The sequence below is a fragment of the Arthrobacter sp. MPF02 genome, from assembly GCF_046605375.1.
In the GTDB taxonomy this organism is placed as follows: domain Bacteria; phylum Actinomycetota; class Actinomycetes; order Actinomycetales; family Micrococcaceae; genus Arthrobacter.
Genome location: NZ_CP176772.1, coordinates 134410 through 155118 on the forward strand (window position 1 = coordinate 134410; position 20709 = coordinate 155118).

The 20709-nt window shown below is 61.8% G+C and carries 18 protein-coding genes and 1 pseudogene; 9 read left to right on the top strand and 10 right to left on the bottom strand.

What is annotated here, in order from left to right:
• Positions 1 to 8: 8 nt before the first annotated feature.
• On the bottom strand, positions 9 to 1055 hold the full coding sequence (locus tag ACLH0K_RS00615; protein ID WP_411374951.1) for a LacI family DNA-binding transcriptional regulator: 1047 nt from the start codon (positions 1053 to 1055) through the stop codon (positions 9 to 11).
• 80 nt (positions 1056 to 1135) lie between these two features.
• Here ACLH0K_RS00615 and ACLH0K_RS00620 point away from each other — a divergent pair, with 80 nt between their 5' ends.
• The 4 genes from ACLH0K_RS00620 to ACLH0K_RS00635 all read left to right on the top strand — a co-directional run bounded on the left by ACLH0K_RS00620 (position 1136) and on the right by ACLH0K_RS00635 (position 5773).
• Positions 1136 to 2254: a glycerate kinase gene (locus ACLH0K_RS00620; protein WP_411374952.1), complete on the top strand. Its 1119-nt coding sequence runs from the start codon at positions 1136 to 1138 to the stop codon at positions 2252 to 2254.
• A 346-nt stretch (positions 2255 to 2600) separates the two neighbouring features.
• The gene (locus tag ACLH0K_RS00625; protein ID WP_411374953.1) at positions 2601 to 3935 is read left to right on the top strand and encodes an ABC transporter substrate-binding protein; all 1335 of its coding nucleotides are present in this window, start codon (positions 2601 to 2603) and stop codon (positions 3933 to 3935) included.
• A 64-nt stretch (positions 3936 to 3999) separates the two neighbouring features.
• A complete protein-coding gene (locus ACLH0K_RS00630) occupies positions 4000 to 4926 on the top strand; it encodes a carbohydrate ABC transporter permease (RefSeq protein ID WP_411376525.1) in 927 nt (308 codons plus the stop codon).
• Complete coding sequence (locus ACLH0K_RS00635; RefSeq protein ID WP_411374954.1) at positions 4919 to 5773, top strand: carbohydrate ABC transporter permease; 855 nt, start codon at positions 4919 to 4921, stop codon at positions 5771 to 5773. The genes ACLH0K_RS00630 and ACLH0K_RS00635 overlap by 8 nt, the downstream gene beginning before the upstream one ends.
• Positions 5774 to 5840: 67 nt before the next feature.
• Here ACLH0K_RS00635 and ACLH0K_RS00640 read toward each other — a convergent pair whose 3' ends face one another.
• Entirely contained in the window at positions 5841 to 6632 is a 792-nt protein-coding gene (locus ACLH0K_RS00640) for an IclR family transcriptional regulator (RefSeq protein ID WP_411374955.1), read from the bottom strand.
• 56 nt (positions 6633 to 6688) lie between these two features.
• Here ACLH0K_RS00640 and ACLH0K_RS00645 point away from each other — a divergent pair, with 56 nt between their 5' ends.
• The 5 genes from ACLH0K_RS00645 to ACLH0K_RS00665 are packed head-to-tail and all read left to right on the top strand — an operon-like array spanning position 6689 to position 12672.
• Complete coding sequence (locus tag ACLH0K_RS00645) at positions 6689 to 7735, top strand: Ldh family oxidoreductase (protein ID WP_411374956.1); 1047 nt, start codon at positions 6689 to 6691, stop codon at positions 7733 to 7735.
• The gene (locus ACLH0K_RS00650; RefSeq protein WP_411374957.1) at positions 7732 to 9000 is read left to right on the top strand and encodes an iron-containing alcohol dehydrogenase; all 1269 of its coding nucleotides are present in this window, start codon (positions 7732 to 7734) and stop codon (positions 8998 to 9000) included. The genes ACLH0K_RS00645 and ACLH0K_RS00650 overlap by 4 nt, the downstream gene beginning before the upstream one ends.
• Positions 8997 to 10424, top strand: coding sequence for an NAD-dependent succinate-semialdehyde dehydrogenase (locus ACLH0K_RS00655; protein WP_411374958.1), 1428 nt, complete (start codon positions 8997 to 8999; stop codon positions 10422 to 10424). The genes ACLH0K_RS00650 and ACLH0K_RS00655 overlap by 4 nt, the downstream gene beginning before the upstream one ends.
• A 50-nt stretch (positions 10425 to 10474) precedes the next feature.
• On the top strand, positions 10475 to 11695 hold the full coding sequence (locus ACLH0K_RS00660) for an enolase C-terminal domain-like protein (protein ID WP_411374959.1): 1221 nt from the start codon (positions 10475 to 10477) through the stop codon (positions 11693 to 11695).
• 32 nt (positions 11696 to 11727) lie between these two features.
• Positions 11728 to 12672, top strand: coding sequence for a DUF4862 family protein (locus tag ACLH0K_RS00665; RefSeq protein WP_411374960.1), 945 nt, complete (start codon positions 11728 to 11730; stop codon positions 12670 to 12672).
• Positions 12673 to 12880: 208 nt separating this feature from the next.
• Here ACLH0K_RS00665 and ACLH0K_RS00670 read toward each other — a convergent pair whose 3' ends face one another.
• From ACLH0K_RS00670 to ACLH0K_RS00705, 8 genes and pseudogenes are all read right to left on the bottom strand, one after another.
• The gene (locus ACLH0K_RS00670; protein ID WP_411376526.1) at positions 12881 to 13036 is read right to left on the bottom strand and encodes a triose-phosphate isomerase; all 156 of its coding nucleotides are present in this window, start codon (positions 13034 to 13036) and stop codon (positions 12881 to 12883) included.
• Positions 13037 to 13348: 312 nt separating this feature from the next.
• Positions 13349 to 14103: pseudogene (locus ACLH0K_RS00675) on the bottom strand (SDR family NAD(P)-dependent oxidoreductase); the annotation flags it as partial.
• A gap of 175 nt (positions 14104 to 14278) precedes the next feature.
• Positions 14279 to 15058 carry a triose-phosphate isomerase family protein gene (locus ACLH0K_RS00680; RefSeq protein WP_411374961.1) on the bottom strand — a complete coding sequence of 260 codons (780 nt, stop codon included), beginning with the start codon at positions 15056 to 15058 and terminating at the stop codon, positions 14279 to 14281.
• A gap of 1 nt (position 15059) precedes the next feature.
• A complete protein-coding gene (locus ACLH0K_RS00685) occupies positions 15060 to 16064 on the bottom strand; it encodes a 4-hydroxythreonine-4-phosphate dehydrogenase PdxA (protein WP_411374962.1) in 1005 nt (334 codons plus the stop codon).
• Complete coding sequence (locus tag ACLH0K_RS00690) at positions 16061 to 16528, bottom strand: ribose-5-phosphate isomerase (protein ID WP_411374963.1); 468 nt, start codon at positions 16526 to 16528, stop codon at positions 16061 to 16063. The genes ACLH0K_RS00685 and ACLH0K_RS00690 overlap by 4 nt, the downstream gene beginning before the upstream one ends.
• Positions 16521 to 18242, bottom strand: coding sequence for a dihydroxyacetone kinase family protein (locus tag ACLH0K_RS00695; protein ID WP_411374964.1), 1722 nt, complete (start codon positions 18240 to 18242; stop codon positions 16521 to 16523). Before ACLH0K_RS00695 ends, ACLH0K_RS00690 begins: the two co-directional genes overlap by 8 nt.
• Entirely contained in the window at positions 18239 to 19207 is a 969-nt protein-coding gene (locus ACLH0K_RS00700; protein WP_411374965.1) for a sugar phosphate isomerase/epimerase family protein, read from the bottom strand. Before ACLH0K_RS00700 ends, ACLH0K_RS00695 begins: the two co-directional genes overlap by 4 nt.
• Positions 19200 to 20702 (bottom strand): tripartite tricarboxylate transporter permease, encoded by a 1503-nt coding sequence (locus ACLH0K_RS00705; RefSeq protein ID WP_411374966.1) that lies wholly within the window; start codon positions 20700 to 20702, stop codon positions 19200 to 19202. The genes ACLH0K_RS00700 and ACLH0K_RS00705 overlap by 8 nt, the downstream gene beginning before the upstream one ends.
• Positions 20703 to 20709 lie beyond the last annotated feature (7 nt).

A 20709-nucleotide genomic window follows, 5' to 3' on the forward strand; every position in this document is an offset into this window, starting at 1 on the left:
CAAATGGCTTACCCCGCGGCGGCCGGGCCGCTCGAGCCCCGCACTATCAGACGCGGTGGATCAAGCGGCCCGGGCTCTGGAAGATCAACACCCAGAAGTCTCAGCAACTGGGTAGCAGCGTTAACACCGCGCTGGGTGCTGTTACGGGTCACCGTTGTCAGGCCGGGATTCATATACTCCGCCAGCGGCTGGTCATCGAAGCCCACCACAGAAACATCGCCCGGGACATCAAGCCCGGTTTCCCGAAGGTAATGGATGGCGGCCATGGCCATGACGTCACCTCCGTAAATGAACGCTGTGGGAGGTTCAGACAGCAGCATCGCCTGCCTCGTGGCAGCCACGGCCGCCTCGGCGGTGGAACCCGTGGACACCGCAGCAGCAGGCTCAAGCCCCACAGCCTCCATGGACTCAAGAAACGCCTCAGCGCGGATCTTTGGCTGAACGCGGGAAAGGGGACCGCCGATATAGGCGATACGCCGGTGGCCGAGCTCCACAAGATGGCTAACCGTTTCATCAATACCGGCACCCGGAGGATTGTTGTCCACATGCGGGAACTCAAGTCCTGGGGGAGGGGACCCAACGAGAACTGCCGGCAATCCGAGTTCCTCCAGGAGTTCGAAGCGGCCATCGTCCATCCTGGCGTTGGTCAGGATGACCCCATCCACCCGCTTGTCCGCGGCCAGACGCTTGTACGCCTGCATCTCTTCCTCAGGATCATCGGAGAAAACATGCAAGAGCAGCCCATAACCGAGCTTTGCAATCACGTGTTCGATACCGAGCAGCACCTGCGGTGCCATCGGCATCACATCCGGATCCGCAACCGCAGTGTTCAGAATCAGACCAACCGCCATGGACTTGGAACTGCGAAGGGCAAAGGCAGCAGAAGAACGCGTCCAACCCAATTCCAGGGCCGCCTGCCTAATCCGGGCCTCGGTCGCCGCGGAGATCCCGCCGCGGCCGTTGAACACCTTGGAAACAGCTGCGCGGGAAACGCCCGAACGTGCGGCAACATCGGCTATCGTGACGCTTTTTCCGGGCTTCGTTGCCTCAGTCATGTGGCCTCCTACCGCAGACGTGCACTCAGGGTAATCGATACACCACATCAGGACCAACAGAACCTGCGGAAAGGACCAACGTGAAAATCATCATTGCACCGGACTCCTATAAAGGGACTGCTTCAGCGGCAAAAGCTTCGGAAGCTATCGCGGCGGGATGGGCCTCCATCCGGCCTCACGACGATGTGGTCCTCCTTCCCATGGCGGACGGCGGGGAAGGCACCCTGGAGGCTTTTGCCCGGGCTCATCCAGAGGCACACCAGCATGACGTCACCGTGGAAGGTCCAAACGACGTGCCGACCCAGGCGCGGTGGCTAATGCTCCCTGACGGGACAGCAGTGGTCGAGGTTGCCTCAACCTCGGGTATCACCCTCCTTGACCGTCTCCGTCCGCTCACGGCGCACACCTACGGGCTCGGCCAAGCCATCGCCCATGCCCTCGACAACGGAGCCAGAAGGATCCTTGTCGCCTTGGGAGGCAGCTCCTCCACCGACGGCGGAGCAGGAGCACTCACTGCGCTGGGCGCCCGGTTCGGCACAGACACCGGCGAGGAGCTCTCGCGAGGAGGCGGGGCCTTGGCAGACCTGGCCGCACTCGACCTCGCTGGACTGCGTCCCCCACCTCCCGGAGGTGTCCTTGTCCTGACTGACGTTACCAACCCCCTGCTTGGGCTGGCAGGAGCAGCACACGTCTTCGGACCACAAAAAGGCGCAAACGCCGCAGACATCCAGCGCCTTGAAGACGGCCTGAATAAGCTCGCATCGCTCCTCCCCGCGCATACCTCGGCACCAGGATCCGGGGCAGCAGGCGGCACCGCCTTTGGCCTCGCCGCCTGGGGCGCCACCATCACAGCAGGAGCCCCGGCCGTAGGTCATGAGATTGGGCTTCCTGGGCAAGTTACCGACGCTGACATCGTCATCACCGGTGAAGGCCGCTACGACGGCCAATCCCCCGCCGGCAAAGTCCCCTCCTACGTCCAGGATGTAGCCAGGAGCGCTGGCGCAAGGTGTTTCCTCATCGCAGGTGCCATCGAAGAACCACTGACAACGTTTGCGGCCTATGCTTCCCTGTCAGCCATCGCGGGGTCTTCGCAGGCAGCCATGCGCGAGCCCCTCAAGTTCCTGACATTCGCCGGTGCCCAGTTGGCCCTGAATGCAGAGCCCTCCGTCCTCGAGGAGAGCTTGCAGCCACAGGCATGAAAGTCGGGACACAGGCCCCGGCGGAGCCTGTGTTCAACTACGACTGTGCTGCGGTTCCCTTCGATAATTTCCGAGATGCGCCAACAAGTGTGAGTCGGCGAAAGTCAAACCACGAATGTTCCGTACGCCTTCGGTGCACCGCATGCGGACGGAGTCCAAGTGATCGCTCCTTTGGCGTCGCAGGTCGACGCGTCCCACATTCCGGGACGCTTTCTACCGCGCTTGATTTTCAACAAATAACATGTCCCGCAGTGGCGAGATACGAATAAGGATTTCTCGCCAACCCCTTTTCGCAGCGCTGCTTCTTCAAATCTCTGAAAGCGTCGCAACTCCAGAAAGGAAAACAATGAAGTTATCCAGCTACCAACCCATTCAGGGCAATATTAGCCGCAGGAGCGTTTTAGCGGCCTCCGGTTTGCTTTCGCTTTTTGCCGCAACAGGGTGCGTGCCGCAATCTGCCTCATCGGGTTCCAGCGCTAACGGCACGTTGAGGATGGCTTGGTGGGGGAGTGCTCCACGACAGGCTGCCTACACTGATTTCCTTGAGGGTTTCAGCAACGCGAATCCCGACGTAACGCTGAAGTTGGAACCGGCCGAATACGCCGCTTACTTGGACAGACTGGCAACGCAGGCGGCGGCCAAAAAGCTCCCTGACGTTCTGTGGGCCCCCGAAAGCCAGTTCGCAACATACGCCGCGCAGTCGACCTTCCTTGACCTGGACACGTTGGATAAAGGGACGATCGACTACAGCCAGTTCGATCAAGGGCAGGTCGACTCATGGCGCGCTATGGGCGGAAAACAATACTCTGCAGTCTTCAACCAGATCAATCCAGTAATCCAAATTAACAAGGATGAATTTACTGCTACAGGGCTAAGCGCTCCTGATGACAAGAGTTGGGAATGGAAAGATCTCGGCGCACTTGCAAAGGAATACAGCAAAGCCAAGGGTGATGGCTATTTCGGGATGCGGTACGAGGGTGCAAACTTTTTGCACCTGACCCAGTACATCCGCCAGCAAGGGGCGGAGTTATTCGATAAGGAAGGCAAAATCGGTTTCGATGCCGGCGTTGTCGGCGACTGGTTCTCCATGTGGGAGGGCTGGGTTAAGGATGGCTCGTCCATGCCGGCCGAGCTTGCTGGTTCAGTTGCAACCCCCTACCCGCAGGTCGCGGGCAAGATTGCGATCGCGTTTGCCCAGTCCAACCACTTTGTGGAGAACCAGGCGGCGACAAAGGGCGAGCTGACCATGCACCTCATGCCAGCCAACAAAGGTGCGGCTGCCGGATACCCCTTCCTGTGGTATAGCAGGGTCTGCATCGCGGCCAACACGCCGAATCCGGAGTTGGCCGGCCGCTTGGTCAACTACTTCATCAACGACCCTGGCGTGTTGAGCACCGCGGGTGTCGTGAGCGGGCCGCCGTCCAACCCGAGCCTACGCAAGCAGGCTTTGGAAGAGGCTCAAAAGGCCGGCAAGAGCGAGGACATCAAGGTACTGGAGATCATGGAACGTGATCTTGCACGAGAGATGAGGCCCCGTGCCCCGTACCCGAACGGGTCGGCAGGCTTCGGTTCCCTGGTCTCCCGTACGGCAGAGAACGTCACTTCGGGAGGCGTCGCAATCGACCAAGCAGTCAAGGACCTGATCACCGAGCTGCAACGGAGTCTCGATGCTGCCAAGTAAGGTCGAGGATCGAACCGCGCTTACCGAAAACTCACCGGCAGCGGGCCGGCAAACAGCCTCGAAAATGTCCCAGACTCGACATTTTGGCGGCCGATGGCAAAGCCGTTCAGAGAGGGGCACCCGAAGAGGCGGGGCCTATCTCTTCCTGACACCCTGGATGGCCGGACTGGTCCTGATCACCTTAGGTCCACTGCTCGCGTCGCTGTACCTGTCCTTCACCGACTACAACCTGCTGTCCGATCCGAGCTGGGTGGGCCTGGAGAACTACCGACGGATGTTCTTCGACGATCCGCGGTTTTACAAGGCTCTTGGCGTCACGTTCACCTATGTGCTGGTTTCGGTACCGTTGCAGCTCATTTTGGCGCTGATGCTGGCCATCGTGCTGAACGCGGGTGTCCGCGGACTCGCGCTTTACCGGTCGGCCTATTACCTGCCCTCGTTGATCGGTGGCAGCGTTGCCGTCGCCATCCTTTGGCGTCAGGTCTTTGGTGCTGAGGGTGTCATAAACGCTGTGCTGGGTGCGTTTGGTGCAGAGAATCTTCCCAACTGGATTTCCAATCCCCAGACGGCTCTAGGAACACTCATCGTTCTGAACGTCTGGACCTTTGGGTCCCCGATGATTATCTTCCTGGCCGGACTTCGGCAGATTCCCACTGAACTGTATGAACAAGGTTCAATCGACGGGGTTGGACGCATCGGGCGGCTCCGCTACATCACTCTGCCCCTGCTGACCCCGATCATCTTTTTCAACCTTGTCCTCCAGATCATCGGGGCTTTCCAAGCATTCACCCCCGCCTTTGTCGTCAGTGGCGGCACCGGCGGACCCGTCGATTCCACCTTGTTCTACACGCTGTACCTATACGAGCGTGGATTCATCAACTTTGAGATGGGCTACGCCTCAGCGTTGGGCGCGGTTCTCCTTGTCCTCATCGGTGTATTGACCGCCATCAATTTCTACGCTTCGAAGCGTTGGGTTCACTACAATGACTAAATCTGCTGTCCTGACCGCTAAACGCCGTCCTGCAAAGCATGCAGTCCTCATATTCTTCGGTCTGCTCATGCTCTACCCGCTTCTCTGGATGCTCAAGAGTTCCTTTACGCCCGAGAACCAAATCTTCGAGAACTTTGGGCTCATTCCAGGCGAAGTAACCCTTGAGAACTACGTCAAGGGCTGGAACTCCGGAGAGGGCCTTGCCTTCGTGGGGTACCTGCTGAACTCGCTGCTGATTGTGGTCGGCTGCCTCGCCGGAAACCTGATTTCCTGCTCACTGGCCGCCTATGCATTCGCACGTCAAAACTTCAAGATGAAGAAGATCTTCTTCGCCCTGATGCTGGCCGGAATCATGCTCCCTTACCATGTGGTTGCGATTCCGCAGTACATCATGTTCTCCAGCACCGGACTGGTAGGAACTACCTTCCTACCCCTCATCATTCCGAAGTTCCTGGCTACCGACGCCTTCTTCATCTTCCTCATGGTCCAGTTCCTGCGGGGCATTCCCAAAGAACTCGATGAAGCAGCGTCCATCGATGGCGCCGGCATGATCCGCACCTTCTGGAGCGTCATCCTTCCGCTGATGAGGCCAGCGCTGGTCACGACGTCGATCTTCACGTTCATCTGGACGTGGAATGACTTCTTCGCCCCGCTGATCTACCTGACAGTCCCGGAATCGTACACCGTGGCACTCGGCCTCAACAGCCTGCTTGACTCCCAAACAGCCAGCGGCTTAGGCCCGCTCTTCGCAATGTCGGTCATCACACTGATCCCGATCTTCCTGTTCTTCCTTTTCGCCCAGAAGCACCTTGTTCAGGGCATAGCCACCACAGGCAGCAAAGGTTAACAGGTCAGTAGAGCAAGCGGCCGACGGAAACTGAACGTTTCCGTCGGTCGCCGTTCTCCCTGCCCGTTCAGGATGCGCTGCGCTGTCGAGGCCGCTTCACGGTGCCGAGGGCACTGGTCAAAGCCATGGCCGTGGCCAGAACGGCCGGGGAGTAGCGCTTGGCGATGGCGAGCTCCGTTGCCCCGGTGACCGAAATGGCGCCGGCCACCGGGCCTCCCGGCCCGTTGAAGACCGGCGCGCTGACGCAGAACAGGCCCAACCGTGACTCTTCAACATCGTAGGCCACCCGCTCGGCACGAACACGGGCCAGCTCTTTGCGGAGTTCTGCCGGCTCTGTGATCGTCTTTTCGGTTTGCGGCTGGAGTGTCCCTATAAGGACAGAGTCGACGAAGTCATGGTCACTGAACGCCAGGATCGCCTTTCCCAGTGCGGTCGCGTGCATCCTGGCGCGGCCACCGACGCGGGAGTGGGGGACCTTGAGGGTCCTGGTGGTGATCTTTTCGATGTAGAGCACTTCGTTGCCCTCACGGATAGCGATGTTGCTCGTGAGTTTTGTGACCTCATTGAGGTTGTGGGCGAACGGAAGTGCCAAATCCCTCAGGGTGCTGGAAGACGGAACCAAAGAACCAAGTTCGAACAGGTGCACGCCGAGGCTCACACCAGTGGAGCTTCGCTGAAGAGCACCCCAGGCGATCAGGTCACCTACCAGCCTGTGCGTCGTCGATTTGGGAACGCCTGAGCGGCGCGCCATCTCACTGATGCTAAGAACCTGGTCCGCTGAAGTGAATAAGTCGAGCAGCGCGAGGCCGCGCGAGAGGGACGAATCAGAACCTGCGTCCTGCTCTGCGGGACGGGGCATGGGAGGCCGCCTTTCCTGTGTGGATGATCAAGGAAGTTATACAAGAGGAGGGATTTGTGGAAACAAGCGCCAAGGAAGGTGCCACCGAAGTCATAGTCGTACCAAACGACGAACTCCGGAAAGTGATCAGTGACGCATTAGCAGCGAATGGGGCGCCGCGGATCGTCGCGGACCTGCAAGCCGCAACCCTGGTCGAAGGCGAGCTACGCGGTCACGCATCCCACGGTATCCGCCGGCTGGCCGTTTTGGTAGAGAGAATGCGCCGTGGCTTGATTATCCCGAATGCCCGGCCCGTCCTGGAATGGGTTGCCCCCGCAGTCCTGCGGGTGGATGGAAACCGGGGATTCGGCCCGGCAGTTGCGTACCAGGCAATCGACGAAGCGATCGTGAGAGCCGATGAAACCGGAATAGCCATGGCTGTTATCTCCAACTCCAGCCATATCGGTATGCTCGCTCCTTACGTTGAGTCAATCGCACGCCGCGGACAGGTCGCAGTGGTGTTGACCACTAGCGAAGCCCTGGTCCACGCGTGGGGAGGACGAGGCGCCACCGTCGGGACCAACCCCATCGGCATAGGCGTCCCCACCATGAATGAACCCCTGGTACTCGACATGTCCACTGCTTCCGTGTCAATGGGCAAGATTCTCGACTATGCCGCTACCGGCAGGGCGATCCAGCCCGGCTGGGCCGTGGATGCTCTGGGGCGGCCCACCACCGATGCCGCCGCCGCGGCCGACGGGGGAGCGCTCTCGCCCTTCGGTGGACCGAAAGGCTACGCCCTGGGAATAGCGCTGGAAGCCCTGGTAGGCACATTGACAGCAACGGCTTTCGGGACCGATGTCGTGGGAACCCTGGACAGCGAGTTTCCGACCACGAAGGGCGACCTGCTGATCACCATCAGCCTGCAGCGGCTCGGACTAAGCGGCATGCTGCCGGCCTTGACCGAATACCTGGACCAGGTCAGAGACAGTGGAGTCACCGGTCCAGCCGACGTTCCCGGTGACCGGGCCCGGCGCACCCGCGAACAGCGCGCCCTAGGGGGCGTTCCCATTGATAACGAGGTGTGGGCTCTGGCCCTCAAATACGCGGAAGGACTTTCATGACTGACATCGCCAAATCCTTCGGGCTGCTGCGGCTCCCGGACTCAATTGCCTTCGGGGATGGCTGCCGCGCCGGCATTGCCCGCACAGTTGCTTCCCTCGGAAATCGGGCGCTGGTGGTCTGCGACCCGTTCCTATCTTCTACCGAACCCTTCACGGAACTCCTGGCAGAGCTCGAGGCCCTGGACGTGACCGTGGCCGTGGACACGCAGGTGGTCCCGGAGCTTCCCGTCGCCGTAGTGAAAGAAGCAATTGAACGCGCACGAGAAACCCGCCCACACGTCATCGTCGGTTTCGGAGGCGGGAGCGCACTCGACCTGGCGAAGCTCATCGCACTAGGGGTGGCCCACGGAACTCCTCTTAGTCGGTTTTACGGTGAGAACCAGGTCCCGGGGCAGGTAATCCCGCTCGTCGCGGTACCGACTACCTCCGGAACGGGCAGCGAAGTGACCCCGGTTGCCGTGCTGGCCGACCCCGACAGGGACCTCAAAGTCGGCATTTCAAGCCCATACCTGATTCCGAAGGCCGCCTTCGTGGACCCTCGCCTTATGGTAGGAGCACCTGCCGCAGTGACCGCAAGCGCAGGGGCTGACGCCTTGGTACACGCCGTTGAGGCCTACACTGCCAGCAACCATGCACCACAGTGGGATGATCAACTGCCGGTCTTCGTCGGTGAAAACCTGCTCAGCTCCACCCTGGCACTGGAAGCCATCCGGCTGATCGGGCTCTCGCTCCGGAACGCCGTCAGCAACGGTGAGGATTTCGAAGCCAGGTCGGGCATGGCATACGCAAGCCTTCTGGCCGGCATGGCCTTCGGCACGGCCGGAACCCACCTGTCCCACGCTATTCAATACCCCGTCGGGGCACTGACACACACACCGCACGGACTCGGTACCGGCATGCTGCTGCCCTACGTCATGCAGGCACTCCTTGCCACCGACGCCACCCGGCTGGCCAGCATTGCAGAGGCTCTGGGCGTTCCCGCCGGATCAATCGTAGAATCTGCCCAAAACGCCATCAGTGAAGTCGCGTCCATCATGGCCGACATCGGACTGCCACATGACTTGGCATCGATTGGAGTCACCGAGGCGGACCTGCCGCGCATCATCGAACTGTCCCTCACCGTGCGGCGCCTCGTCACTAATTCCGTCCTGGAACCCACAGAGGAAAATCTCCACCACATCGTACGGGCCGCCTTCGACCGCGACCGCACCGAGCTGACCCCCCTTCCCACCATCGCCTCGAACGAAAGCGAAACCTACAAGTGAGCCACATTTCCGACCTCTTCATCAGTGGACGCTGGACCCCTGGATCCAGCGGAAAAACGTTCCCCGTCATCGACCCCGCCACCGGCAACGAGCTGGCATCCTTCGCCGTCGCCACAGACGCCGACTGTGACGCCGCCGTCGACGCCGCCGCCGCTGCGCTCCCCGCCTGGTCGGCAACCGCTCCCAGAGTGCGTGGCGAAATCCTGCGGCGTGCATTTGAAATCCTCACCGAGGAACGGGAACAGCTGGCCGAAATCATCGTGCTCGAAAACGGCAAGTCTTACGCCGACGCTCTTGGCGAGGCCACTTACGCCATCGAATTCTTCCGCTGGTTTGCCGAGGAAGCAGTCCGCGTCCGCGGTGATTTCCGTCTCTCGCCCAGCGGCGACAAACACATCGTCGTCACCCACCAGCCGATCGGCGTCGCCCTTCTCATCACCCCCTGGAACTTCCCCGCCGCTATGGCGACCCGTAAAATCGCTCCAGCCCTGGCCGCCGGCTGCACGGTGATCCTCAAACCAGCCCGGGAAACCCCGCTGACAGCCGCCTTCGTTGTCGATGCCCTGCGGCGCGCCGGTGTCCCGGACGGAGTGGTCAACCTGGTCACCCCTGTGCACACCGGCCCTGCCGTCGCCCGGATGCTGCACCACCCCGAGGTGCGGAAGGTCAGTTTCACCGGCTCCACTGAAGTGGGTCGGGTCCTGTTGCACGAGGCCGCCGACAACGTGGTGAGCGCCTCCATGGAACTAGGCGGCAACGCACCCTTCGTAATCTTGCCCGGTGCCGATCTTGAGGCGGCAGTCGACGGGGCACTGATCGCGAAGATGCGCAACGGCGGGTCCGCGTGCACGGCCGCCAACCGCTTCTATGTCCATTCCTCACTGGCCACAGAATTCGCAGAACGCATGGCCACCGAGCTTGCCACCTGGCGGGTCGGGCCCGGTACCGACCCGGCGAATCAGCTCGGTGCCCTAGTCTCCATAAGTGAACGTGACAAGGTTGCCGAGCTGGTAACAAGTGCCGTCGATGCCGGAGCACAGATACTGACAGGAGGCACAGCCCCCGGTCAGGGAGCCTTCTACGCCCCGACTGTCCTCACCGGGGTCAAGCACGACAGCACGATCACACAAACCGAAATCTTCGGCCCCGTGACCTCTGTCATCGAATACGACGATGTCGACGACGCGGTGCGCATGGCCAATGACACCATCTACGGACTCATCGCCTACGTCTATGGCGAACAGTCAGCCGCACTTGCCGTCGCCCAGCGCATCGACGCCGGCATGGTCGCGGTGAACCGGGCCGTGCTTAGCGACCCCGCCGCGCCCTTCGGCGGAATGAAACAAAGCGGACTCGGCCGGGAAGGCAGCTCCGAAGGAATCCTGGAATTCCTCGAAGAAAAATACATCGGCATCGACCTGTAGCCGCAACCATACAGGCAGGAGACCGTAATCCCTGCCAAGGGATTGTGTTCATGACCATCTTAGAAAGGCCATCCGTGATCCAGGCAAAAATTTCCTCCGTCCGCATGATCGAGCTGACCGCACTGCTCCCCACAGACGCAAAGGACAGGGGATTCCCACCTCAATCCCGACCCATCAGCGTCTACCCCCAATACCATCCCGCAGACGGATGGCCGGCACCGGCAGACCCGCGCCGTAAATCCTCCCTCTACCTTGAGATCGGCACTACCGCCGGCGTCACCGGCCGCTACGGGCCCATCGACCAAGAGGCTGTAGCCCCCTTGAAGGAGGGCATGGCGACGTCCATCCTGGGGCTTGACGCTCTGGCGAATAACTTTGTCTGGGATATGCTCCAGCGGGGCAACCGCCACTCGCGCCACGGCAACCGCAAAATCGCCATCAGCGCAATCGACAACGCCCTGTGGGACCTGCGCGGACGCCTTCTCGGACTACCCGTCTGGCAGCTCCTCGGCGGTTCGGGCCGCACCCGCATACCCGCCTACGCCAGCACACTGGGCACGTTCCACAGGGAAGGCGAGGTCGAGGAAACAGCAGCACGACTCCTCGACGAGGGCTACACCGCACAGAAATGGTTTTTCGCCGACGGCCCCGCACAGGGCGCCGAAGGGATGGGACGCAACGTAGCCCTAGTAGAACGCGCCCGTGCAACCGTCGGATACCGCTCCGAGCTGATGTTTGACGCATTTATGAGCTGGGACCCCACCTATGCCCGCCGCTGGGCAGCGCGCGTGGAGCACCTGCACCCCGACTGGCTCGAGGAGCCATTTCCCACCGGCGCCATTGATTCATTCGCCCAGCTACGCGCCGCCACCTCAATCCCACTGGCAACCGGGGAACACCTCTACGACCGGCATGACATCCTTCCGTTCCTTCAGCGGGGGCTCCTCAGCGTGCTGCAGGTGGACCCGGAATGGTGCGGAGGCGTCACTGACTTGGTCAAGATGTGCTCGCTCGCGGAAACATACGGCGTTCAGGTCATCCCTCACGGCCATGGCATCCACGCAGCGCTCCACGTCGTCGCCAGCCAATCCCCGGAAACCTGTCCCCGCGTCGAATACCTCTACCAGCACATGCCCGAACGGCACCATTTCGAAGAGGACACCCCCGCACCCTTTGGCGGTACCTTTGCCCTGTCCACGCGTCCCGGCTTCGGCATCGAGTTCGCCCAGGACCGCATCAAAGAATCGCGCGACGTTTTCGCGGCAGGATGAGCAGAAGTTCCAGCCCTCACCGGAGGGTCACTATGACAAGCATCGTGTACTCCGCCTACAACGCCGCCCCTATGGGGCTCAGCAAAGATACCGAGGGTGAAGACCTTTGGTACAAGGCCCTACGGGCAGAGCACCGCATCGGCGGGCTGGAACTTCCCGCCCTCCCCGGCGGTCTCCACCCACAAGGCCTCCACCGCCTGGCACACCTGCTCGATCCGCGCTGGTCCAACACGGTCAGCGCGATGCCACTGACCCTTGTCGCTTCAAAATCAGACCCGGCATACGGACTGGCATCAGCAGATCCGGCCGGCCGGCAACACGCACTCGAAGACATCGATTCCATCCGCCAAGAGGCGTTAAGGCTGCAGGCCCTACTCGGAGAAGCTTCGGTGCGGGCATTCGCCATCCAGTCAGCTCCCCGGGCAGACCGCTCAAACCCGGACGCTTTCACCGAGTCGCTCCGGACAATTACCAGCTGGGATTGGGGGCGTATAGAACTGCTTGTTGAGCACTCGGATGCCCTCATAGCCGGTCAGGTTCCGCAAAAGGGCTATCTGTCGCTCCAGGAAGAGATGTCCGCCGTGCGGTCAGTCACGAATTCCGGTTCCCCGCGCGTCCGCCATCTACTCAACTGGGGCAGGTCAGCCATCGAAGGGCGCAGTGCAGCCACCCCGGGCGAACACATTGACACGCTGGGCGAAGCACTGGGCGCCTTCGCCTTCTCCGGAGCGGGGCCTGCCGCTACCAACCGCAGCCGTGCATGGGAGGACGCGCATCTCGGCCTCGCGATAGACGAACCGGAATCACTGCTCATCTCAGATGAACTGCGGGCGGTCGTAGCGAAACTGCCTGACGCGCTGGCCTATCTGGGCATCAAGGCAGGTGCGCCCGCCGGCTCCCATGGCCTGGATCGGCTCCAGCTCGGCCTTTCAATGTTGGCTGTCCTTGCCGATCCTGCGACTGCTGTCGACTTGTAAAGGGCACGCTATAACTCATTTCAACAGCGCCCTCGCTACGCGTGCCGGGCACTGTCTGTCGGAAGTATTCCCTTCCATGTCTACAAGAGATCCCGAAACCCCGGCGAGCACGTTCAAGGTTCGGATTCCAATGGACCAAGCACCACAGGAAAGAGCAATACATGTCATCCGACACGTCCCAGATACCCGAAGGCCCGTCAACGTAGGGCTACAGATTTGGCAGGAGCCCCGGTCCTGCACTGCCGCCGTACAGCAAGGTTTGTTCATTATGCAGGTTCTGCTTCAAGTGGCCTGTAACAGCGCAAACGCAGTCAGGGTCTGCGGGTTGGGGTGCGCCGATAGCCCATACCGGTTCGTACGCTATGACCGGTTAGGGACCTTCTGTTCGCAGCCTGGATCTGCATAAGGCAGGCCAGGGCTATGGCTTCCGGAGGCACCCGAGCAGGAAACTTATAAAACTGCCGCAGAAGATAGACGGAATTGATTAGGTGAGGTTTTTACTGAGGCGCCGGCCACGCTGGTCCATACGACGCCCCGGTACATAGGGCCGCATAAGGACGCTGTGGAAGAACCATTAAAAGTACAGTCCGCACCCAGAGGAAGAACCGCTACCGGTAGCAGCGGCGCCTGCCGTAAATTCAAGGGTGATCGAATAGGGCAGTAGGGCATGACTACTGACACTGGTATAGCCGCCATCCACCAGGTAGTAGCCACCGGTTGAGAACGACGCGTCGTCCGAGAGGAGGAAGCAAACCATGTGTGCAACTTCGTCAGCGGTGCCCAGGCGTCCGAGCGGATGCTTGGCCATCAGGACCTTCCGGGCCTCCTCGTCCAGGTGCTTCTCCAGCAGCGGAGTAAGGATGTAGCCGGGACCGACGGAGTTTATGCGCAGGCCCTGAGAGCCATACTCGGCGGCGGCGTTTTTTGTTAGGCCCACCACACCATGCTTAGCCGCCGTATAGGCGCCGCTCTGCGGGCAGCGACTGCCCCGTGGATCGAAGCCATGTTAACGATCGCGCTCTCACTGGCTCCGGCCTTCAACATGGCGGGAATGTGATAACGCATGCCGTACTGGATGCCATTGAGGTTGATGCCGATGACCTTGTCCCATTCGTCCAGGTCCAGATCCCCGGCCGGGGCGGGCTTGCCACCGATTCCGGCGTTATTCACGGCGTAGTTGAGCTTGCCGTAAGTGCCCACAGCGAACCGCACAGCGTTTTCGTTGTCCTCCTTGACGCCCGTGTTGCCCCTCAGGGCGACAGCCGCGCCACCGGTCTTGCTGATCTCGTCGGCCACGCGCTGGGCAGCCTCTGAATCCAGATCCAGCACCACCACGCTGGCGCCTGTGTCCGCCAGTCTCTTTGAGGTGGCCTCGCCGATCCCCGAGCCACCGCCGGTAACGAGTGCAACCTTGTCCGTGAACTGTGCCAGGATCATATCCTCGATTCTGGGCGCGTTTAGCGAGGCCTACTAGTGATTTAGCGGCGCGCAGGTCCGCACGCGACTGAATCAACCCTAACCAGCACGGATCCCTTTTCTATGAAGGGAGCACTCGAAGGGCTGCTCTCCCTAGACCACTGCCCGGGACATTTGAACCCAGGAAACTTCACAAGGCCGTGATCGGCCGCAGACTAATTGCATCCGCGATGATGGCACTTGCTTCTTCGAGTATCAGTGCGATGTTTCGCGGGTCATGGGCGAAGCGTCCCAGGAAGAGTCCGTCAACGTGGGGGTACAGATTTGGCAGGAGTCCCGGTCCTGCGCTGCCGCCGTACAGCAGGGTGTGTTCGGTATCCAGGCCCTGTCTTAGGTGGTCTGCGACAGCGCAGACGTAATCAGGGTCTGCGGGTTGGGGTGCGCCGATAGCCCATACCGGTTCGTAGGCGATGACCGGTTGGGGACCTTCGACGTTGATGTTTGCAGTCCTGATCTGTTCAAGGCAGGCCAGGGCTGCGGCTTCCGGCTTTTGCTGCTGTTCTTCCCCGATGCATAACAGGGGCCGCAGCCCGTTTCGTTGTGCTGCGGCGACTTTCCGGGCCACCATGCCGTCATCTTCCCCGAAATGGCGGCGCCGCTCGGCGTGGCCAAGTTCCACGATGGCCACGCCCATTTCGGCCAGGAACGCCGGGCTCACTTCGCCTGTGAGGGCCCCGGCGTCCTGGTCCGAAGCGTTTTGCGCCGCCACGAGGACAGGCGTTCCCTGGGTTAATCCGATGCTGCTTTCCAGGATGGGGAAAGAGGGGGCGACGAAGAGCTCCACCCGGCCGGTCTGTACTTCCTTGCTGGCCGCTGCCAGGGCAGTAACAGCCTTTAGCCATACCTTGGACGTTTCATAGCCGAGGTACATTTTGGTGCTGATGCCGATGGTGATGCTCTCAGTTGTCATGTCAGACGGCCGCCTTGGCGGCGCGGATCCGGGAACCTACGGCGACCGCCAGTTCGAAGGCGTGTTCCGTTGCGCCGAGGTTGGCGATGTTTTTGCCGACGATGTCGAAGGCGGTGCCGTGGGCCGGGGTTGCGATGACGATGGGGAGTCCGCCCTGAATGGTCACGCCGCGGTCGAAGCCGATGAGTTTCATGGCGATTTGGCCCTGGTCGTGGTACATGGTGACAACACCGTCGAAGTCTCCGCGCTTGGCGGCGAGGAAGACGGTGTCGGACGGGAACGGTCCTGTGGCGTCAATCCCTTCGGTGCGGGCGTCTTCGATTCCCGGTGCGATGTGGTCGATCTCTTCGCGTCCGAAGTTGCCGTTTTCGCCGGCGTGCGGGTTGAGGGCGCAGACCGCGATCCGGGGGTTTTCCAGCCCGGAGTCGACGAGGACTGAGTGCAGGAGCCGGATGGCGTTGGTGACGTTGGGCGCGGTGATCCGTTCGGCCACTTCGCTGACGGGGATGTGGGAGGTGACCCGGGCGGTCCAAAGGCCGGGAAGGACGTTCAGTTCGCTGGTGGTGCCGTCGTAGTTCAGTTCCTTGGCGAACCAGCGCAGTTCGTCTTCTTCGTGCATGCCGCCGAGTTTGAGGCTGGTCTTGTTCAATGGGGTGAAGAGGATGGCTTCGACCTCGCCGGCGTTTGCCATTGCTACGGCGCGGGTGAGTTGGTGGAGGGTCCTGGCCCCGGCCGCCTGGGAGACCTGCTTGGCCGGGATGGGCTCGGCGGGGGCTGAATTGTCGTCGAGGAGGACGGCGAACCCGGGCTTGGGCGTGTCGCTGAGCGGGATTTCGACTCCTGCTGCCTGGGCGGCGGCTTTGAGTTCGGCGGCGTCGGCGAGGACGTAGACTTCGGCTGCCTGGGTGGTTTCGGGCTTGGCCAGAAGTTTGACGGCCAGTTCCGGGCCTACACCGGCGGGGTCGCCGAGGGTGAGTGCGATGCGGGGGAGCGGGGTGGTGTTCATGCTGTTACTTCCTCATAGGAGCAGATGGCGTTAACCTTGCTGGCTGACGCGGAGGCGGGGTTGAAGGTGTAGGTCAGCCATTCGGCTGTCAGGCGGCGGGCGAGTTCGAGCCCGATGACGCGCTGGCCCATGGTGAGGATCTGGGCGTTGTTGCTCAGGATAAGCCGTTCCACGGAGTAGCTGTCGTGCGCGGTTGCGGCCCGGATGCCTTTAACTTTGTTCGCTGCGATGGCCACGCCCAGCCCGGTGCCGCAGATCAGCAGGCCCCGGTCTGCCTCCCCTTCGGCGACTTTGCGGGCGGCTTCAACGGCGATGTGGGGGTAGTCCGTGGATTCGTTGCCCGTAACTCCGACGTCGATGACCTCTTCGACCAGGGGGTTGGCCAGCAGGTCCGCTTTAAGCGCTTCCTTGTATTCAAGCCCGGCATCGTCGGATCCAATGACGATCCGCAGTTTCTTATCCATGGGTTCCTTCCTTCACCATGCTGTTGCCGATGGTGGTGACTACCATCGCGAGGGATATGGCTCCGGCATCGGGGTGGCCGAGGCTTTTTTCCGCCAGTGGCCGGGCCCTGCCGAGGTTTGGCCTGAGTGCTGCTGTTGCTGCGGCCGCGGCCGTGGCCGCCGCAGCTGCCTTTTCCCATGCCTGTTCCAGGGTCGATCCATTGTCCAAGCCGAGGCGGAGTGTGTCGGCGAATGGAACGAAGGCGTCGATCATGGTTTTGTCGCCGGGTTCGGCCTTACCGAGCGTGCGCATAGCCAGGAGACCGGCATCGACGGCGTCCAGGGCCGTTTGCCGGGTCAGTTCTGTACTGCCGAGCAGGGAAGCGGCGGCGGCGCAGATGGCCGCGCCCCAGAGGGCTCCGGATGTTCCGCCTGCTTGTTCAGCCCAGGCTTCACCGCCAGCACGGGTAACGGCAGCGAGGCCCTCCCCCCGGGCTGCGGCCTGTTCCGCCGCTTGGGCAGCGGCGTGCGCGCCTCTTTGCATGCCGATTCCGTGGTCACCGTCGCCGGCCACTGCGTCCAGATCGCCGAGTTCCTCTTCGGCGGCGGTGAGCAGATCGTTCACGGCTTTGAACAGCCGCACACCCAGCGTCGCAGCCGCCACCAGGGTTTCGCTTTCAGCAGGGGAACCGGTATCGAGAGCCAGTTCTTCGTAGCCGGCCAGATCCTGTTCGGCGCTAATGCTGCCTTTGCGGTAGGCGGGGGAATCTGCCGGTGCTGCCCAGAGTGTTTCCAGTTCATCATCAAGCCAGAACAGCGTCAGGGAAACACCTGCCATGTCCAGGCTGGTGACCAGTTCGCCGCATTCAGGCTGCACCACGTCAAGACCGTGTCCGGTGAGCAGGTTGTTGACCTTGCCGAAGAGGACAAAAAGTTCGTCGTATTTCACCGTGCCCAGACCGTTCAGAAGGACGGCCACCCGGGTTCCGGGGTCCTCCGGGACGTCTTTCAGGAGGGCATCTACCAGCAGTTCGGCCAGCTCGTCCGGGGTGGGCAAGGGTGCCTCGGATATGCCGGGCTCACCGTGGATGCCCATGCCGACGGCCATCTTTCCTTCCGGTACGGTGAACAGCGGCCTGCTGGCGCCGGGCAGGGTGCAGCCGGAGAACGCGACGCCGAGGCTGCGGGTGCGATGGTTTGCACGGCGGGCGATACGTTCCACATCGTCCAGGGTCTGCCCGGCTTCAGCCGCCGCACCGGCCACCTTGAAAACTGTCAGGTCACCGGCAATGCCGCGGCGCTTGTGCAGTTCCTCTTTCGGCGCGCTGGCGATGTCGTCAGTGACGGCGATGGAGCGCACATCCATCCCTGCTGCCCGCAGCTGTTCCTGGGCCAGCCCAAAGTGCAGAACATCGCCGGCGTAGTTCCCGTACCCAAGGAGCACTCCGGCGCCGCGGTGCACGGTCCTGGCGATGCGTGAGATTTGCGAGGCGGAGGGTGAAGCGAAGATGTTGCCGCACACGGCGCCGGCTGCCAGCCCGTGGCCGACCAAGCCGGCGAAGGCCGGGTAATGTCCTGATCCTCCGCCTATGACGAGGCCGACGTTTCCTTCCGGGATAACCGTGGACCGGACAACCCCGCCGTCTACGGCTTTAACGTAGCGGCGGTTGGCGGCTTCGAAACCGATGAGCATGTCCGCCGCGAATGTGGCTGCGTCTGACTGCAGGGCTGTCATGAGACTTTTTCCTTGATGTAGGGGTCGGTGGTGCTTGTCTGCAGCGCTGATTCAAGCAGGGTTCGGAGGTAGCGCTGGTTCATTGCGCTGACTCCCAGTCCGTCTCCGCCGTAGTGTTCACAGCAGAACACTCCGCTGAAGCCGGCCGCGAGTGCCTCGCGCACTGCCTGGCGGTAGTTGATGAAGCCAAGTTCCAGTGGTGCGGGGCTGGAGGTGACGGTACCGGTGTCGGGGTTTTCGTCCCGGAAGTAGTTCTTGACCTGCCAGTAGTTGGCGTAGGGCAGGGTCTTGTGCAGGATGTCCTGCCAGCTCTCGATGGGCCGGTGCAGCCGGACCAGGTTGCCGATGTCCGGGTTGATCCCTACGTTCGGCAGGCCGATGTCCTCAATGAGGCGGACCGCACTGTCGGCCGTGCCAAGGTAGGTGTCCTCGTAGAGTTCGAGGGACACCAACATCCCGTACTCGGCTGCCCGTTTGCCGATCTCCCGGAACCGTTGCACGGCCACCCGCCAGGTGTCGGCGTCGCCGGGCGGGTCGCCTGCGCCCTGCGCGGTCCAGAACCACAGTCTCTGACGCTGCTCCGGTGTCAGCTGCTGGTGCAGGCCCAGGGAAAGGGTGTTTACACCCAGTTCCGCGGCAACTTCCACCGAGCGCAGGGTGTAGTCAAAGTTGGCCTCTCCTGCCACGGGATCCACAACGCTGGTGCGGACGATGGACAGTACGGGCGCGGTGAGGCCGCACGTCCGGAGTGCTTCCTTGAATTCGGCCAGCCTGTGAGTGGAGAGGTTTGCCGGTTTTAACCAGCTGTCGGTAAGGTCCACTGCGTCGAAACCGACGCTGCGCACTTCACGGAGGGTCCGGACCCATTCTTCGGCGGGCTGGTCCTGGACGGAGGTGCCATCCGGCAGGGTGCCGGGGAACTGCAGCAGCGCTGCGGCGATGGGCCAGGTGGTGCTGTCATACATGGGTGAGATCCTTTGTGGCTGCGGGCGCGGACTTGAAGCGGCTCATGAGCCAGGGGCCCACGGCGAGCAGGGCGGCGAGCAGCAGGATAGTGATGGAAATCGGGCTCTGGAACATGATCATGAAATTTCCCTGGCCAAGTGCCGAAGTTTGCACCAGCGACTTTTCCAGCAGCGGGCCGAGGACGACGCCCAGGACCAGCGGGGCAACCGGCAGGTCGAGTTCCTTCATGAAGAAGCCGATGACGCCGAAGATGACCACCAGCCAGACGCTGAACATGTTGTTGCTGACGGAGTAGGCGCCCACCAGGCTGGTGAGGATGATGATCGGGTAAAGGTAGGCGTAAGGTATTCGCAGCATCTGCGCGAACACCGGTGCCAGCGGTAGGTTCAGGACCAAGAGCATGACGTTGCCGATGAAGAACGAGACCAGCAATCCCCAAACCAGGGTTGGCTGCTGTTCGAACAGGAGCGGCCCCGGCTGGAGCCCGTAGATTGTGAAGGCGCCCAGGAGTACGGCGGTGGTGCCGCCGCCGGGAATGCCGAGGGCCAGGGTGGGAACGAAGTTGGCGTTGGCGGCGGCGTTGTTGGCGCTTTCAGGTGATGCCACGCCTTCGATCGCGCCCTTGCCGAAGTTGTCCTTGTTCTTGGACACCCGCTTCTCCACTCCATAGGAGAGGAAGGATGCGAGGGTGGACCCGGCGCCCGGGAGGCAGCCGAGGAGGAAGCCGATGAAGCTGCCCCGGAAGATGGACGGCATCGACTTGGTGAGGTCTTTCCGGCTCAGCATCATGTCCTTGAACCGTGCCCGGATGGGGGCTGCCGCGCCGACCCTGATTTGGTGCAGGACCTCGCCCAGGGCAAAAAGACCGATCATGACTTCAACAAACGGGATGCCGCCGAGCAGGTTGACGTTACCGAAAGTAAACCGTGCCTGGCTGAAGCCCGAGGCGATACCTACGGTGCTGATGAGCAGGCCGGCTGCGACCATCATGAGGCCCTTTGACATTGAGCCGCCTGCGAAGCTGACCACGGTGATCAGGCCCAGGATCATGATGGCAAGGTTTTCCACCGGTCCGAAGTTCAGGGCGAATTGGGCGAAGGGCGGTGCCAGTGCCATGAGCAGCCCCAGCGAAATGATCGCGGCGATGAAGGAGCCGATTGCGGCGATGGCCAGTGCGGAGCCCGCCCGTCCCTGGCGTGCCATCTTGTAGCCGTCCAGGGTGGTCACCACACTCGCAGCTTCCCCCGGGGTGGATATGAGGACGGAAGTGATGGTGCCGCCGTACTGGGCGCCATAGTAAATGCCGGCCAGCATGATGAGGGCCGTGACCGGCTCCATACCCAGCGTGAGCGGAATCAGGATGGCGATGCCCGTGGTCGAACCCAGACCGGGCATCAGCCCGATGACAGTTCCGACCAGAACCCCCAGGAAACACCACAGCAGGTTTTCGAACGTCAGCGCGGTTGAAAAACCGAGCATGAGATTGTCGAGCATTGTGTTC